Here is a 14155-nt window from a genome sequence, read left to right as displayed (position 1 = left end):
GGTCCTACACGTGCTCCATGACCATGACCGCGACGGTGTCCGGCGCGAGGGCGCGGAAGATGTGCGGGGCGTCCCCGGGGTAGCTGACGTAGTCGCCCGGGTGGAGTTCGACCGGCTCCGCCGGCGGGCCGACCAGGGCCCGCCCGGCGCTGAGCACCACGTGCTCCACCGTGCCGGGCATGTGCGGGTCGGAGGCCCGGGCCTCGCCCGGCTGCGCCTCGATCCGGTAGACGTCCCGGCGGGCGTTGGGCGGGCAGGAGGCCAGCAGGGTGGCGGCGTAGTCGGCCCGCTCGGAGTGGGTGACCGGCCCCTCGCCGGCCCGGATCACCCGCACCACCGGTCGCGGCGGGTCGACCAGCCGGCTGAACGGCACGTCCAGCGCGACGCCGAGCGCCCAGAGCGTCTCCACGCTCGGATTGCCCGCGGCCGATTCCAGCTGGGAGAGCGTCGACTTGGCGATCCCGGCCCGGCGGGCCAGCTCGGCCATGGAGAGACCGGCCCGCTCGCGTTCGCGCCGGATGGACGCGGCGATCAGCCCGATCAGCTCCGAGCCGGCCGCGCCCGGCCCCCCGGCTCCGTCGCCCGCGCCGCGGGACCCGGTGTTCGCACTCATCCGCGTTCGCTCCACACGTCCGGGCGTTCGCCTTGACGAACGACAGCCTTCGGGTTCACTCTACTGGACATGCGTTCGCTCCTCCGAACACTCGACCGTGCCACGCTGCGGGACATCGCCCTGGTCTGCGTCGCCGACGCCCTGGTCGGCGCCTCCTTCGGTGCCATCAGTGTCTCCGGCGGCCTGCCGCTCTGGCTGCCGATCGCCATGTCGGTGTTCGTCTTCGCCGGCGGTGCCCAGTTCGCCGCCGTCGGCGTGGTGCTCTCCGGCGGCGGCGCGCTCGCCGCCGTCGCCACCGGCCTGGTGCTCAACGCCCGACTGCTGCCCTTCGGCTTCACCGTCTCCGACGTGCTCGACGGCCCGTGGTGGCGGCGGCTGCTCGGCGCCCAACTGCTCACCGACGAGTCGGCGGCCTTCGCCCTGCTCCAGTCCGACCGGCGCCGGCGTCGCGCCGCGTTCTGGGTCTGCGGCGTGGCGCTGTTCGTGGTCTGGAACGCCTCCGTGGTAGTCGGCGCGCTGGCCGGCGGCCTCATCGGCGACACCGGCGCCCTCGGCCTCGACGCCGCCTTCCCGGCCGTCCTGCTCGCCCTGGTGCTGCCCTCGCTCACCGACCGGCGGACCCGGGCCGCCGCGCTGGCCGGAGCCGTGGTCGCGGTCGCCGCCACCCCGTACCTGCCGGCCGGCCTGCCGGTGCTGCTGGCCCTGCTCGGCCTGCTGTTCGCCGGGCCGGGGGCCGGCCGGCCGAACGCTCCGGAGCCGGCCGCCCCGAGCACGGCTGCCCAGGGCCCCGCCGCGCCGCGCCCCGCACCCGCCGCCGAGGGAGTCCACTGATGCCACTGCTCGCCGTCCTCCTGCTCGCCGCCGGCACCTACGCGTTCCGCCTCGCCGGCCCGGCCCTCGGCGACCGCTTCACCCTCTCCGACCGGCTGCGCCACCTGCTCGCGGTGGCCGCCGCCGTCCTGCTGGTCGCGCTGGTCGCCACCGGCGCCCTCACCCAGGGCCACGGCTTCGCCGGCTGGGCCCGGCCGTCCGGCGTCCTGGTGGCCGGGCTGCTCGCGCTGCGCCGTGCGCCGTTCCCGCTCGTCGTGGTGGCGGGGGCCGCTACCACCGCGCTGCTGCGGCTCTGCGGAGTCGCCTGAGACGGGCGTCCGGACCGGCCGGCTCAGCCCTGCGCGGCGTTGCCCAGGCGCTCCTGCTGGATCTCGGGCCGCTCGCTGTCCCAGAGCAGCTCCCACACCCGGAACACGCAGTGGTAGTCCCGCATGCTGCCCTGGGAGATCAGCAGATAGGTGTCACCGTCCCGGAGCAGGGTGCGCCGGCGGCTGTTGAACGGGTGCTGCGGGGTGTACGACGGGACGAGCCGCCGGAGTTCGGCGAGCGCCTCCTCGCGGCTGCCCTCGGTCTCTGCCAGCACCTTGGTGCCCCAGATCCGGTCGTTGCCGACCCCTTCGGTCTCCTGGACGACCAGTGCCCAGCGCGTCATGCCCCACCCCTCGTTCGGATTCCCGTCCGCCCCGCTGAAACGATCATCCTAGGGGGTGGCGGTCGGGAGGAGTCCGCCGGACGGGGAGGGCCCGTCAGGTGGCGGCGGCCGGGAGGGCCTTGAAGAAGACGGTGGTCGGGTGGAGTTCACCCGCCGGGTCGGTCGCGTAGCCGGGAATGGTCCCCACCCTGGTCCAGCCCGCCGCCCCGTACATCCGCTCGGCGGGGCTGCCCGTCTCGGTGTCCAGCACCAGCAGCCGCAGGCCGTGCCCGGTGCCCGCCGCCTCCAGCGCCGCCAGCAGCCGCCCGGCCAGCCGCTGGCCGCGGTCCGCCCGGCGGACCATCAACTTGGCGACCTCGCCGCGGTGCCGGCCGTTCGCGGTGACCGCCGGCCGCAGCTGGACCGTCCCGGCGATCCGGCCGTCCGCGTCGGCGCGGGCCACCCAGAGCAGCAGTCGCCCGGCCTCGACCTCGGGAGCCAGCGCCCGCCACCAGGCGGTCGCCTCGGCGGGGTCGAGCGGGGCGAGGAAGCCCAGCGAGGAGCCGTCCGCGACGGTGTCCGCCAGCAGCGCGGCCAGCTGCTCCGCCGAGTCGAGCAGCGCGTCCGCCGTCAGCCGTTCAATTGTGTACATGCTCACTCCCTCGCCCTCGTCCGGAGGCCCGCTCCGTACGGAATACTCGCCGGTACCCGCCGCGGCCGACACCCCTTCTCCGGCCCGGCCCGGTGCCCGCCGAGACTACAAGGAGCTGCCATGGCGAAGCCGACCCGGATCGACCCGGCCGACCTGCTCGCCGTCGGTGACCTGCTGACCGACGAGGAGCGGCTGATCCGCGACACCGTGCGGAAGTTCGCCGACGAGCGGATCCGCCCGCACATCGGCGACTGGTTCGAGCGCGGGGTCTTCCCGGCCCGCGAACTCGCCCCCGAACTGGGCGCCCTCGGCGTGCTCGGCATGCACCTCGACGGCTACGGCTGCACCGGCTCCACGGCCGTCGCCTACGGGGTCGCCTGCATGGAGCTGGAGGCCGCCGACTCCGGCCTGCGCAGCTTCGTCTCCGTCCAGGGCTCGCTCGCGATGCGCTCGATCCACGCCTACGGCTCCGAGGAGCAGAAGCGGCGCTGGCTGCCGGGCATGGCCGCCGGCGAACTCATCGGCTGCTTCGGCCTCACCGAACCGGACTTCGGCTCCGACCCGGCCAACATGCGCACCCGGGCCCGCCGCAGGGGCGGCGACTGGGTGCTCTCCGGCTCCAAGATGTGGATCACCAACGGCAGCGTCTCGGACGTCGCGGTGGTCTGGGCGCAGACCGAGGACGGCGTCCGGGGCTTCCTGGTCGAGCCCGGCACCCCCGGGTTCACCGCCACCGACGTGCACGGCAAGCTGTCGCTGCGCGCCTCGGTCACCAGCGAGCTGGTCTTCGACGAGGTCGTGCTGCCCGCCGACGCCGTGCTGCCCGGCGTCACCGGACTGCGCGGGCCGCTCTCCTCGCTGGGCGAGGCCCGCTACGGGATCCTCTGGGGCACCGTCGGCGCCGCCCGCGACTGCTACACCACCGCCCTCGACTACGCCGGGAGCCGGGTGCAGTTCGAGCGCCCGATCGCCGGCTTCCAGCTCACCCAGCAGAAGCTGGTCGAGATGATGCTGGAGGTGGAGAAGGCGTACCTGGTCGCCCTGCGGATCGGCCGGCTCAAGGACGAGGGGGCCGCCCGCCCGGCGCACATCAGCTTCGGCAAGCTCAACAACGTGCGCGCCGCGCTGGAGATCGCCCGCAGCGCCCGGACGGTCCTCGGCGCCAACGGCATCACCACCGAGTACCCGGTGCTGCGGCACGCCAACAACCTGGAGTCGGTGCTCACCTACGAGGGGACGAGCGAGATCCACACCCTGGTCCTCGGCGAGGCCATCACCGGGGAGTCGGCGTACCGCTGACGGCCGCCCAGGGGCCGCCGCCCCGGCCCGCCGCCCGGAATCCGGTGGCCGGGCCGGCGGCGGCCCGGCTACCGTCGGCTCCCATGAACGGACCGACCCCCACCCCCGCGACCACCACCCTCTGGCGGCCCACCGGGCCCGAGGAGCTGGCCCTGGTCGAGGCGGCGGACCGGCGGGCCTGGCCGCCCCGGCTGCCGGACCAGCCGATCTTCTACCCGGTGCTGAACGAGGACTACGCGATCCGGATCGCCCGGGACTGGAACGTGCCCGCGTCCGGCGTCGGCTACGTCACCCGCTTCGAGGTCGACACCGCCTTCCTGGCCCGCTACCCCGTCCGGCAGGCCGGCGGCCGGACCATCCTCGAACTCTGGGTGCCCGCCGACGAGCTGGCGGAGTTCAACCGGCACATCGTCGGCCGCATCGAGGTCGTCCACGAGTTCCGGCCGCGGCCGTGACGGCCGTACCGGGCGCGTCCGTGCTGCTCACCCCGGCCCGGCAGACCGGGACGACCGTCCTGCTCGCCGAGGCCGCCGCCGCGCGCGGCCTGCCGACCGTCCGGCTCACCGGTCCCGATGTCCTCGACCGGCTCGCCGGGTGCCCGGTCCACTGGTTCGGCGGCCCGCTCGCCGGCGCCCGGATCGCCGACCGGCTCGGCCTCGCCCTGCTGGAACCGGCGGACGACTGGCTGGCCCGGCTGCCCGAGGAGTTCACCGGCCGGCGGATCGAGCTGACCACCCTCGCCGAGGCCTGGACGCTGCGCGGCCCGGCCTTCGTGAAGCCGCCCGCCGACAAGTCCCTCCCGCCGGCCGTCTACGCCGACGGCTCCCGGCTGCCCCGGCACGGCGAGCGGATCGGACCGGACACGCCCGTCCTGGTCAGCGACCCGGTGACGTTCGGGTCCGAGTACCGGCTCTTCGTCCTGGACGGCGAGGTGGTCGCCGGCAGCCGCTACGCCCGCTTCGGCCGGCTGGACCCGGGGCCGGTGTCCGAGGAGGCCGTCGGCTTCGGCCACCGCCTGCTGGCCGCCGCCGGGGACGGCCTGCCCAGCGCGGTGGCGCTGGACGTCGGCCCGCTGCTCGACCCGTACGGCCCGGCCGAGCGCTGGGCCGTCGTCGAGGCGAACATGCCGTGGTTCGCGCACTCCTACACGGCCGACCCGGCCCGGATGCTGGACGTGGTGCTGCGGGCGGCCGGACCGGTCGCGGCGCTGCGGTCCGCCGACCGGCGGTTCGTCCGGGCTGGCGCCGGGCCGGACTGAGGCCCGCGGTCCGGTCCCGCGGTCCGGTCCCCGCCGCCCCGCCCACCGGGGAGATCCGGCACCCGGACGTCCCCGTCCAGGTGTACGCCTCCCCCGGCCGGCCGATCGACCCGCACGGGACTCTGGACGGCCGGCCGTTCCCGGTCGCCGTGCCCGCGCCGGCGGGGAGCCGCCCCCCGGCGGCCTCTGAACGGCCCGTCCGCACCGCCCTGTCGGGGGTGAACCCCGAGACGACGGGGCCGCGTGTACCCCTGAAGGTGGAGACGGTACCCCCAGGTCGGAGGGACGGTCGCGACCTGGTGGTGACGCCACGGCAGCCCATGGCGGGTCAGGATGGAGACACCCCGGTGGACCGGGCACCGACGCGGAGCGCCGGGCACCGGGTACCGGACCGAACAGGGAGAGGGCAGGGCGGGCATGAACGGCATCGTGAGCAAGGTCGCGCTCGGAGTCGCAGGTACGGGCATGGCCGTCGCCGTCGCCACCGTGGCGGTCGGCCCGCGGGTCTCCGACTGGTACGACGGCCGCCACCAGGAGCAGGCCAGCTACAGCTCCGGCAGCGCGGCCAAGGCCGACCGGCAGTCGGTACCGTCCTGGCTGCCCGACAACGCCTCCACCGTCCAGTACCTGATGTCGACCACCGGCGACGACCGCCTGCTGCGCGCCACCCTGCCCGACGGGCGGCTGCCGGCCGGCTGTGTCACGGCCCAGCCGGGCAGGGCCGTCCACCCGGTGCCGGCCGCGCTGAAGGCCGGCTGGTTCCCGCAGGGCGTCTCCTCGAAGATCACCGGCTCGTGCGGGCAGTACAACGTCACCCTGACCGGCAACCAGCTCTACGCCTGGCAGGACGGGGCCGCCGTGCAGGCCGCCCTGCGCGCGCAGTCGGCCGCCAAGCACTGAGGAGCCGGGCGCCAGGCGGGCGGGCACCGGGGGCGGGAGTGGGCCGCGCGGCCCACCCCGGGTGTCGCCCCGCCGGGCCGCTGGGGTAGGACGGAGCGAGGACAATCCAGCGCCCGCCCCCGAGGAGCCCCATGCCTGGTCCGACCGTCGGTCCCGCCGGCCCCACCGGCGAGACGTCGACCGCCCCCGCGGCCCGGGCCACCGGGCGCGGCCGGACCGCCGCCGCCCCGGGGCGCGGCACCGTCGCCGTGCTCGGCGGTCTGGTCGCCCTCGGCCCGCTCACCACCGACCTCTACCTGCCCGGCCTCCCGGCGATCGCCGACGACTTCGCCGCCGAGCCGGCCGCCGTCCAGCTCACCCTGACCTTCTCGATGTTCGGGGTCGCCGCCGGCCAGCTGATCTTCGGACCGCTCAGCGACCGCTTCGGCCGCCGCCCGCCGCTGCTCGTCGGCCTGGTGGTCTACACCCTGGCCAGCGTGCTGTGCGTGCTCGCGCCCACCCTGCCGGTGCTGATCGCGGCCCGCTTCGTGCAGGGCGCGGCCGGTGCGGCCGGCCTGGTCATCGGCCGCGCCGTCGCCCGGGACCGCTTCGAGGGCGTCGCGATGCTCCGCTTCCTCGCCTCGATCAGCCTGATATCCGGCCTCGCCCCGATCCTCGCCCCGGTCGTCGGCGCCCAGCTGCTCCGCGTCACCTCCTGGCGCGGCACCTTCGGCGCCCTCACCGCACTCGGCCTGCTGCTCACCCTGATCGCCTTCGCGGCCCTGCGCGAGACCCTGCCGCCCGCCGACCGGCACGGCGGCGGGCTCGTGGCCACGCTGCGCACCATGAAGGGGCTGCTGCGGAACCTGCCCTTCCTGGGCCTCGTCCTGACCAGCACCTTCGCCTTCGGCTCGCTGTTCGGCTACATCAGCGGCTCCTCGGTGGTGCTCCAGCACGTGTACCACGTCTCGCCGCAGACCTACAGCCTGCTGTTCGGCCTCAACTCGCTCGCCATCGTGGGCGTCACCCAGCTGAACGGGCGGGTGCTCGCCCGCCGGTTCACTCCCGGCGCGCTGATGCTGGCCGGCCTCGGCACGGCGGTCGCCGCGGGGGTGGCGCTCGTCCTGCTCACCGCGGTCTGGGACCTCGGCCTGGCCGGGATCTGCCCGGCGCTCTTCGTCCTGATGGGCAGTCTCGGCGTGATCCTCCCGAACTCGGCCGCCCAGGCGCTCAGCCTGGTCCCCCCGCAGTCCGCCGGCTCGGCCTCCGCCCTCATCGGCACCGGCACGTTCCTCTGCGGCGCCCTGGTCGCGCCGCTCAGCAGCCTCGGTGGTACGCCGTCGGCGGTGCTCCTCGCGGCGGTCGTCCTCGGCTGTGCCGCCCTCTCCGCCGTCGCCTACCTCGCGCTCTGCCGCCCCCGCCGCCCTGCGGTGGCCGGGTAGCGGGGGCGCGTCGGACCTCGACGCCGGCCCGGGCCGCCGCCGGCCCGCCGCGCCGTCGGGTCAGACGCCGACGGCGGCCTGGCCGCGGGCGAGCAGGCGGGTGCGGGCGTAGGCGGCCAGCTCGGGGCCGGCCGCGGTCGCGGCGGCGTCCTGGGTGGTGCCGCCGGGGCGGTAGGTGCCCGAGACGGTGTAGTAGCCGTAACGGCCGATCGTGGTGTGGGTGTTGGCGCAGCCCGTGGTCACGCACCAGGCGATGCCGTCGGGTGTGGTCAGCCCCTGGATCTGGCCCTTGTGGGCCTGGCCGACGGCGTCCGCCTGCGGCTTGTGGTCGAAGACGGCGACCCCGACGGTGACCGCGCTGTCGCCGGAGGTGTACGTGGCGCGCAGCAGCTTGCGGCAGGACTGGCCGCTCGCCACGTCGCCGAGGCCGCCGGTGGTGGCCTGCCAGCAGGTGTCCGTGCTGCTGGTGGCGATCCGGGTCCAGGTGCGGCCGCCCGCGGTGAGGCTCGGGGCGGCGAACAGGGAGGCCGGGTCGAGCGGGGCGGTGTCCGTCGCGGCCTCGGAGATGACCGTCAGCGGGTCGCGCGGGGCGCCGCTCGTCGGGGCGGGCGCACCGGCGGGGGGTACGGCCGGGGGCGCGGCGGGTGGGGGAGCGCCCTGGGTGGCGCTCGCCCCGGGCTTGCCGGGGGTGGCGGTGCCGCTCGGCCTGCCGCCGGACTTGCCGGGCGAGGGGGTCGGGCTCCCGGAGGCGGTGCCGGTGGGGTCGGGCGCGCCGGTCGGCGCGGTGGCCGGCGCGGTCGGTGGCGCCCCGGTGGTGGGGCCCGTGTCCGCGCCGGTCGGGCCGGCGGTGGGGCCGGGCCGGAGCGTGGCGGTGCCGGTCGGGTGGTCGTTCCGGGACCTGCCGGAGACCGTGATCGCCGTCGCCGTCATCCCGCCGATCAGGGCGGTCGCGAGCACGCTGGCAGCGATCACCCGCAGCCGCTTCCGGCGCCGGATCTCCTCCTCGTGCTGTTCGGCCATGGCCGCCCAGTCGGGCTGCCGCGGGGCGGCGGGGCCGGCGAGGTACGGCGAGCCACCGGCGTACGGCGCCCGGGTGGTGGGCGCGGCCTGCGAGGGACCGGCCTGCGAGGGATCGGTCCGGGGTGGGCCGGGCTGCGACGGATCGGCCTGCGGTGGGCCGGCGGGTGCTCCGGCCGGTGGCGGGAGGGAAGCCCCGCCGGGTGTTCGCGTGCTGTCCGTCGTCCCCACCCCGTCCGTCATGGTCGGTGATCCTATGACATGACTGATGGGCCGGGAGCGGGCGGTGGGACGGCCGTGTCCCGCTCGTGGAACGGACGCCCGCCGGGGGCGGCGCGACGGGAGGTCGCGCCGCCCCCGACGGGACGGTGGGGTGTCGCGGGCGGGATCAGGCGATGGCGAAGTCGTCGCCGAAGACGTTGCCCTGGCCGTACCAGCCGTGCAGGTACACCGTCACGGTGCCGGAGGCGCCGGTGGTGAACGGGACGGTCAGCTTGGTCCAGCCGGAGGCGTTCGTCCAGGTGCTGGCGGTGGCGCCGCCGCTCACGCCGAGGTAGGCGTAGCTGCCCTGGACCCAACCGCTCAGCGTGTAGGAGGTGTTGGGCGACAGCGTCACGGTCTGCTGGCACTGGCCGGTCTGGCCGGCGGTGGCCGCGGCCTGCAGGGCGTGGGTGCCCGAGTGGGCCGGGGTGGCGACCACCGCGCCGCCGGTCTGGCAGGTCCACGGGGCGAGGCTGCCCGTCTCCAGGCCGCCGTTCACCAGGCCGCCGGGCGGGGTGACCCCGGTGACGGTCAGGTTGTAGGTGCCGGTGTGGCTGCCGGAGGTGGCGTTGCCGGTGATCGTCAGCGGGTAGGTCCCGGCGGCGGTCGCGGCGGTGGTGGTGATGTTCAGGGTGGCGGTGCCACCGGCGGTGACGCTGCCGGGGGTGACGGTGGCGGTGACGCCGGCCGGGGCGCCGGTGACGGTGAGGTTGACGCTCTGGGCGGAGCCGGCCGTCACGGCGGTGGAGACGGTCGCGCTGGTGGCGGAACCGGCCGCCACGGTGCCGGAGTTCGGGTTCACCGCGACCGAGAAGTCGTTGCCGGGCTGGGTGCTCGTCACCTTCAGCGAGTAACTGCTGGTGTGGCTGCCGGAGGTGGCGTTGCCGGTGATCGTCAGCGGGTAGGTCCCGGCGGCGGTCGCGGCGGTGGTGGTGATGTTCAGGGTGGCGGTGCCACCGGCGGTGACGCTGCCGGGGGTGACGGTGGCGGTGACGCCGGCCGGGGCGCCGGTGACGGTGAGGTTGACGCTCTGGGCGGACCCGGCCGTCACGGCGGTGGAGATCGTCGCGCTGGTGGCGGAACCGGCCGCCACGGTGCCGGAGTTCGGGTTCACCGCGACCGAGAAGTCGTTGCCCACCGGGGTGCTGCTGGTGTACTGGGAGAAGATGTGGCTGAAGTCCCACTTGCCCTGGCTGATCCCGGAGCAGTCGTCCCGCCCGCCGGTGCCCGGGCAGCCGCCGTTGTCGCGCTGGAGGGCCCAGAACGACAGCGTGTTGATGCCCTTCGAGACCGCCCAGTTGTACACCGCGGTCGCGTTGGCGACGGTGAAGGTCTCCGCCGGGCCGAAGTCGTCGATGCCGACCATCTCGGTGACGCCGATGGAACCCCACAGCTGCGCCGGGGTCCTGGTCGGGTAGAGCTTGGCCAGCTGGTTGTAGAGGCCGGTCGCCGCGGTCTGGGTGTCGGCGGCCATGTCGTGCGCGGCGTTGTCGTAGTAGTCGAAGGTCATCAGGTTGACGACGTCGATCCGGGCGTTGTTCGTGACGGCGTTCTTCAGCACCGCGAGGCCGCTGGAGGCGAGGCCGCTGGTCGTCGTCGGCAGCGTGTAGGAGAACTGGATCGAGCGGCCGTTGGCGGCGGCCCAGTCCTGCACCAGCTTGATCGCCTTGTTGCGGCGGTCGATGCCGGCCGTGTTGGTCAGCGAGTTGTCCTCGATGTCCAGGTCGATCCGGCTGATGTCGTACGTGGTGATGACGTTCTCGAAGGCGGCCGCGATCTGGTTGACATCCGTGCAGCTGTCGGCCAGTTCGGTACCGGTGTTGTCGGCGGTGTAGCCGCCGAACGACGGGATCACGTCGCCGCCGTTGGCCCGGATGGTGGCGATGTCCGCGCCGAAGGTGGCCTGCGAGACCGGCATCGAGCTGTCGCCGTTCCAGTACGGCGTGCAGGAGCCCTTGGTGGCGGCCTGGAGGAACGCCATCGTCAGGTGCTTGGCGCCGGACTGGGCGGCGAGCGCGGCCGGGCTCTCGCCCGTCCAGGCCTCGAAGTACGGGGCGAAGACCCGGGTCGGCAGCGGGGTGGCGGCTTCGGCCGAGGCCGTCCCGACGGCGACCAGGCCGGCCGACGCGGCCAGTGTGACACAGGCCGTCAGGGCGGCCTGGAGTGTTCTGCGTAGACGCATGGAATTCTCCAACAGACTTGGTGGGGCGGGACGTTGGTGAAGAGCGGGGCTGCGCGGCGAAACCGTGGGACCGCGCAGGTGTCAGCGCTGCGGAGCGGATGCTGCGGAATGTGGTGGGGGCGTGCGGCGGGTGGGCGTACGGAGCCCCCGTGCCACCCGGACGGGCGGACGACAGTGCGTGGGCAGGCGTGCGCCGTGCGGGTCGGGGGTGGAGCGGAGCAGGGCAGGGCAATGCCTCAGCCGCCGGTGGTCACACCCCCACAGTGCATCCCGGTCGGATCGACATGCTTATGGTTGGACTAGACCACTCGTCTGTCAAGAGTCCTAACTGTTCGTCGGCGGACGGGTCGGGCGGTCACCGGACGCACCGTCAGGTCGGCGTGGGCGGCGCCGCCGGAGCCCCACCGGCCCCAGGGGCGCGGCTCGGCGGGAGGGCCGCCGCCGTGGTCGGGAGGGTCTCAGGACGCCTGTGCGAGTAGCTCGTCGACGAGCTCGGCGACCCCGTCCGGCCGGCGCCACCGGACGGCGGGGCGGTGCGCCGCCAGCCCGCGGACGGCGGTGGTCAGCCAGGCGTCGTCACCCAGCAGCTCGGCCCGCTTCCGGTCGACGACGAGGCCGAGCAGCGACTCCAGGAGCACGATCTCGCGGGAGGGGTAGAACGCGCGGTGGTGGCTGAACCCGGCCGACCACATGTCGTAGGGGTGCCGGACCATGGCCCGCAGGCACGAGCCGTGGGTGGTGATGCCCGGGGTCCTGCTCAGCAGGCCGCGCCGACCCTGGAGCTGGAGAACCGGTCGGCGGTGACCGCCACGCCCAGCTACATCAGCCGGTCCCAGGCCACCAGGTGCGGCTCCCGGCCCACGACGCGGTGCACCAGGCCCTCGGGCTCGAAGGTGAGGTGGGCCCGCTGCCGGTGGTCGCCCAGGATCCAGCGGCCGTCGACCCGGACCAGCGGGCCGAGGCGGTCCGCGGCGGGCTCGGCGCGCCCGGCGGCGGCCGCGGCGGACGGGGTGGCGGCGTTCGGCTCGGTGGCCACGGTGCTCCTCGGGCAGGCGTCGGCATCATGCCGACCAGTCTTCCCGGCTCACCTGGTGGCGACGGTACACCGTCGCACCGCTGCCCCGTACGGCAGTTCGGGAATCGCCGCCGCACGGCGGGCGGTCCGGGCGGTGCCGCGCCGCCTTGGTGCCGTGGCCGCGCGCCGGTCGTTGCGCGCGGCCACGGCGGGCCCGGTGCTCAGGACACCGGGCGGCTCGGGGCGGTCCGCCCGTGGTGCGGGGCCGTCAGGCCGGCGGGCAGAGAGTGGCGCGCAGGGCGTCGATGATCTTCTCGGCCTTCTCGGCGCCGAAGCCCTGCGGGTGGTCGGGCGCGGTGAAGCGCTGGTTGACCAGCTCGACCAGCTTGGCCCGGTCCTTGGGGAACTGGTACATCGCCTGGCACTGGTTGCGGGCCCGGTCGACGGCCTCGTCGGGCTTGCCGCCGACGATCGCCGGGTCGATCGCGTCGAGCGCGGCGACCAGCTTGGCGGCGTCGGCCGAGCCCGGCTTGGCGGGCAGCCCGGCATCGGCCGGAGGCGCGGGCTTGGGCGGCGCCGACGCGGCAGGGGCGTCCGGGGCGTCGGGGGTGGCGGGCGGGGTCGATCCCGGCGCGGGCCCGTCGGGGCTGCCCGTGGCGGGCGCGCCGGGTGCGGTCGGGGTGGCCGGCGCGCCGGTGCCCGAGGGGTCGGCGGTACCGCCGGGGGCGGGGGTGCCCGGTGCGGACGCGGTGGCGGCGGCCGGGGTGGTGGGGGAGCCGGCCGCGGATCCGCCCGAACCCGAGCCGGACGAACAGGCAGCCAGGCTCACCGCGGCGAACGCCGTGAGGGTGGCGGCGAGGAGACGAGTGCGCATTCCGCCACACTGTCATGTTCGCGCCGCTCAAGGGAAGATCCCCCGACGGCGAAGCGGCGGCGGCCCGGGGGTCGCCCCCCGGACCGCCGCCGCGTGCCGTCACCGGCCGTACGGTCGGCCGGCTCGTACCGTCGGCCCGGCGCGTACGGTCCGCCGGCTGCCGTGGCCGCCGTGGCCGCCGTGGCCGCTGTGGCTGCCGGTCGGGCCGTCCGGCCGCCCGGCTCAGCTCAGGCCGTTGGCCTTCAGCCACTCCTTGGCCACGGCGGACGGGTCCTCCTTGTCCACCGCGACCTTCTTCATCAGCGTCGCCAGGCCGTCGGTGCTGAGCTTGGCCGACACGGCGTTCAGCGCGGCGACGGCGGGGGCGTCGACGGCCGTCTTGTTCACCAGCGGGGTGATGTTCTGCGCGCCGAACAGGTGCTTCGGGTCGGTCAGCGGGACGAGCTTCAGCTGGGCGATCTTCGGGTCGGTGGAGAAGACGTTGCCGACCTGGATCGAGCCGTCCTTGATCGCGTTGGCGGTGGTCTCGCCGGTCGGCTTCCACTCCTTGAAGGTCAGCCCGTAGACGTCCTTGAGCGGCTGCTCCTGGCGGGTCTTGAACTCCGGCGGGCCGCCGATGGTGAACTCGCCCGCCTTGGCGGCCAGGTCCTCGATGCTCTTCAGCTGGTACTTGTCGGCGCTCTCCTGGCTGATGCTCAGGGTGTCGTTGTCCTCGGCGGGCGAGGAGTCCAGGATGGCCAGCGAGGCGGGCAGCGTCTTCGCCAGTTCGGCGTTGACCTCGTCCTTGGTCGCGGCCGGCTTGCCGCCGAGGTAGGAGAGCAGCGCGCCGTTGTACTCGGGCAGCACGGTCAGGCTGCCGTTCTGGAGCTGCCCGTAGAGCACCTCGCGGCTGCCGATGTTGAACTTCTCCTCGACCTTGACGCCCTTGGCCTTCAGCGCCTGCGAGTAGATCGAGCCGAGCAGCACGTTCTCGGGGAAGTTGGCCGAGCCGACCACCACGGTCGAGCCCGAGCCACCGGTCGTCGCGCCGGCCGGGGCCGAGGCGCCGCCGCCGAGCGGGTCGCCGCCGGAGGAGGAGCAGGCGGTGGCGCCGAGGGCGAGCGCGGTGACCGTACCGAGGAGCAGGGCCCGGCGGCCGCTTCGGCGGCGTGCGGATGTCGACATGGTGATTGGTGTCCTTTCGGGACGGCAGATGCTCGGT

At 75.0% G+C, this 14155-nt stretch carries 16 protein-coding genes; 7 read left to right on the top strand and 9 right to left on the bottom strand.

The annotated features are described in order from the left end of the window. Window positions 1-4: 4 nt before the first annotated feature. Window positions 5-613, bottom strand: coding sequence for a helix-turn-helix domain-containing protein (locus tag ABT263_RS04210; RefSeq protein WP_352287314.1), 609 nt, complete (start codon window positions 611-613; stop codon window positions 5-7). A gap of 69 nt (window positions 614-682) precedes the next feature. Here ABT263_RS04210 and ABT263_RS04205 point away from each other — a divergent pair, with 69 nt between their 5' ends. Together ABT263_RS04205 and ABT263_RS04200 are read left to right on the top strand one after the other, a co-directional pair. Continuing rightward, window positions 683-1444, top strand: coding sequence for an AzlC family ABC transporter permease (locus ABT263_RS04205; protein ID WP_352287311.1), 762 nt, complete (start codon window positions 683-685; stop codon window positions 1442-1444). After that, window positions 1444-1752 (top strand): AzlD domain-containing protein, encoded by a 309-nt coding sequence (locus tag ABT263_RS04200; protein ID WP_329490460.1) that lies wholly within the window; start codon window positions 1444-1446, stop codon window positions 1750-1752. The genes ABT263_RS04205 and ABT263_RS04200 overlap by 1 nt, the downstream gene beginning before the upstream one ends. A gap of 23 nt (window positions 1753-1775) precedes the next feature. On the opposite strand, the gene ABT263_RS04195 is transcribed toward ABT263_RS04200, so the two are convergent. Further along, complete coding sequence (locus tag ABT263_RS04195) at window positions 1776-2096, bottom strand: hypothetical protein (protein WP_352287308.1); 321 nt, start codon at window positions 2094-2096, stop codon at window positions 1776-1778. Between the two features lie 94 nt (window positions 2097-2190). Beyond that, complete coding sequence (locus ABT263_RS04190; protein ID WP_352287306.1) at window positions 2191-2727, bottom strand: GNAT family N-acetyltransferase; 537 nt, start codon at window positions 2725-2727, stop codon at window positions 2191-2193. Between the two features lie 120 nt (window positions 2728-2847). Here ABT263_RS04190 and ABT263_RS04185 point away from each other — a divergent pair, with 120 nt between their 5' ends. From ABT263_RS04185 to ABT263_RS04165, 5 genes are all read left to right on the top strand, one after another. Further along, window positions 2848-4026, top strand: a complete 1179-nt coding sequence (locus ABT263_RS04185; protein ID WP_352287304.1) for an acyl-CoA dehydrogenase family protein — start codon at window positions 2848-2850, stop codon at window positions 4024-4026. Window positions 4027-4109: 83 nt separating this feature from the next. Next, a complete protein-coding gene (locus tag ABT263_RS04180) occupies window positions 4110-4481 on the top strand; it encodes an ADP-ribosylation/crystallin J1 (protein ID WP_352287301.1) in 372 nt (123 codons plus the stop codon). Further along, entirely contained in the window at window positions 4478-5284 is an 807-nt protein-coding gene (locus ABT263_RS04175; RefSeq protein ID WP_352287298.1) for an ATP-grasp domain-containing protein, read from the top strand. Before ABT263_RS04180 ends, ABT263_RS04175 begins: the two co-directional genes overlap by 4 nt. Window positions 5285-5701: 417 nt before the next feature. Further along, entirely contained in the window at window positions 5702-6184 is a 483-nt protein-coding gene (locus tag ABT263_RS04170) for a hypothetical protein (protein ID WP_352287296.1), read from the top strand. Window positions 6185-6315: 131 nt separating this feature from the next. Further along, a complete protein-coding gene (locus ABT263_RS04165; protein WP_352287293.1) occupies window positions 6316-7605 on the top strand; it encodes a multidrug effflux MFS transporter in 1290 nt (429 codons plus the stop codon). 60 nt (window positions 7606-7665) lie between these two features. On the opposite strand, the gene ABT263_RS04160 is transcribed toward ABT263_RS04165, so the two are convergent. The 6 genes from ABT263_RS04160 to ABT263_RS04135 all read right to left on the bottom strand — a co-directional run bounded on the left by ABT263_RS04160 (window position 7666) and on the right by ABT263_RS04135 (window position 14118). Then, window positions 7666-8865 (bottom strand): hypothetical protein, encoded by a 1200-nt coding sequence (locus ABT263_RS04160; protein ID WP_352287290.1) that lies wholly within the window; start codon window positions 8863-8865, stop codon window positions 7666-7668. A gap of 145 nt (window positions 8866-9010) precedes the next feature. Next, window positions 9011-11065, bottom strand: a complete 2055-nt coding sequence (locus ABT263_RS04155; RefSeq protein WP_352287288.1) for a glycosyl hydrolase family 18 protein — start codon at window positions 11063-11065, stop codon at window positions 9011-9013. A gap of 458 nt (window positions 11066-11523) precedes the next feature. Then, window positions 11524-11778 (bottom strand): hypothetical protein, encoded by a 255-nt coding sequence (locus ABT263_RS04150; RefSeq protein WP_352287285.1) that lies wholly within the window; start codon window positions 11776-11778, stop codon window positions 11524-11526. A gap of 104 nt (window positions 11779-11882) precedes the next feature. Beyond that, window positions 11883-12101, bottom strand: coding sequence for a hypothetical protein (locus ABT263_RS04145; RefSeq protein ID WP_352287283.1), 219 nt, complete (start codon window positions 12099-12101; stop codon window positions 11883-11885). Between the two features lie 247 nt (window positions 12102-12348). Beyond that, entirely contained in the window at window positions 12349-12954 is a 606-nt protein-coding gene (locus tag ABT263_RS04140) for a hypothetical protein (RefSeq protein WP_352287280.1), read from the bottom strand. A gap of 222 nt (window positions 12955-13176) precedes the next feature. Beyond that, window positions 13177-14118: an ABC transporter substrate-binding protein gene (locus ABT263_RS04135; RefSeq protein WP_352287277.1), complete on the bottom strand. Its 942-nt coding sequence runs from the start codon at window positions 14116-14118 to the stop codon at window positions 13177-13179. Window positions 14119-14155: the final 37 nt, after the last annotated feature.

The organism is Kitasatospora sp. NPDC001603, assembly GCF_040298365.1.
In the GTDB taxonomy this organism is placed as follows: Bacteria; Actinomycetota; Actinomycetes; order Streptomycetales; family Streptomycetaceae; genus Kitasatospora.
The sequence above is the reverse complement of the archived record's forward strand: the minus strand, read 5'-3'. Positions and strand labels throughout refer to the sequence as shown.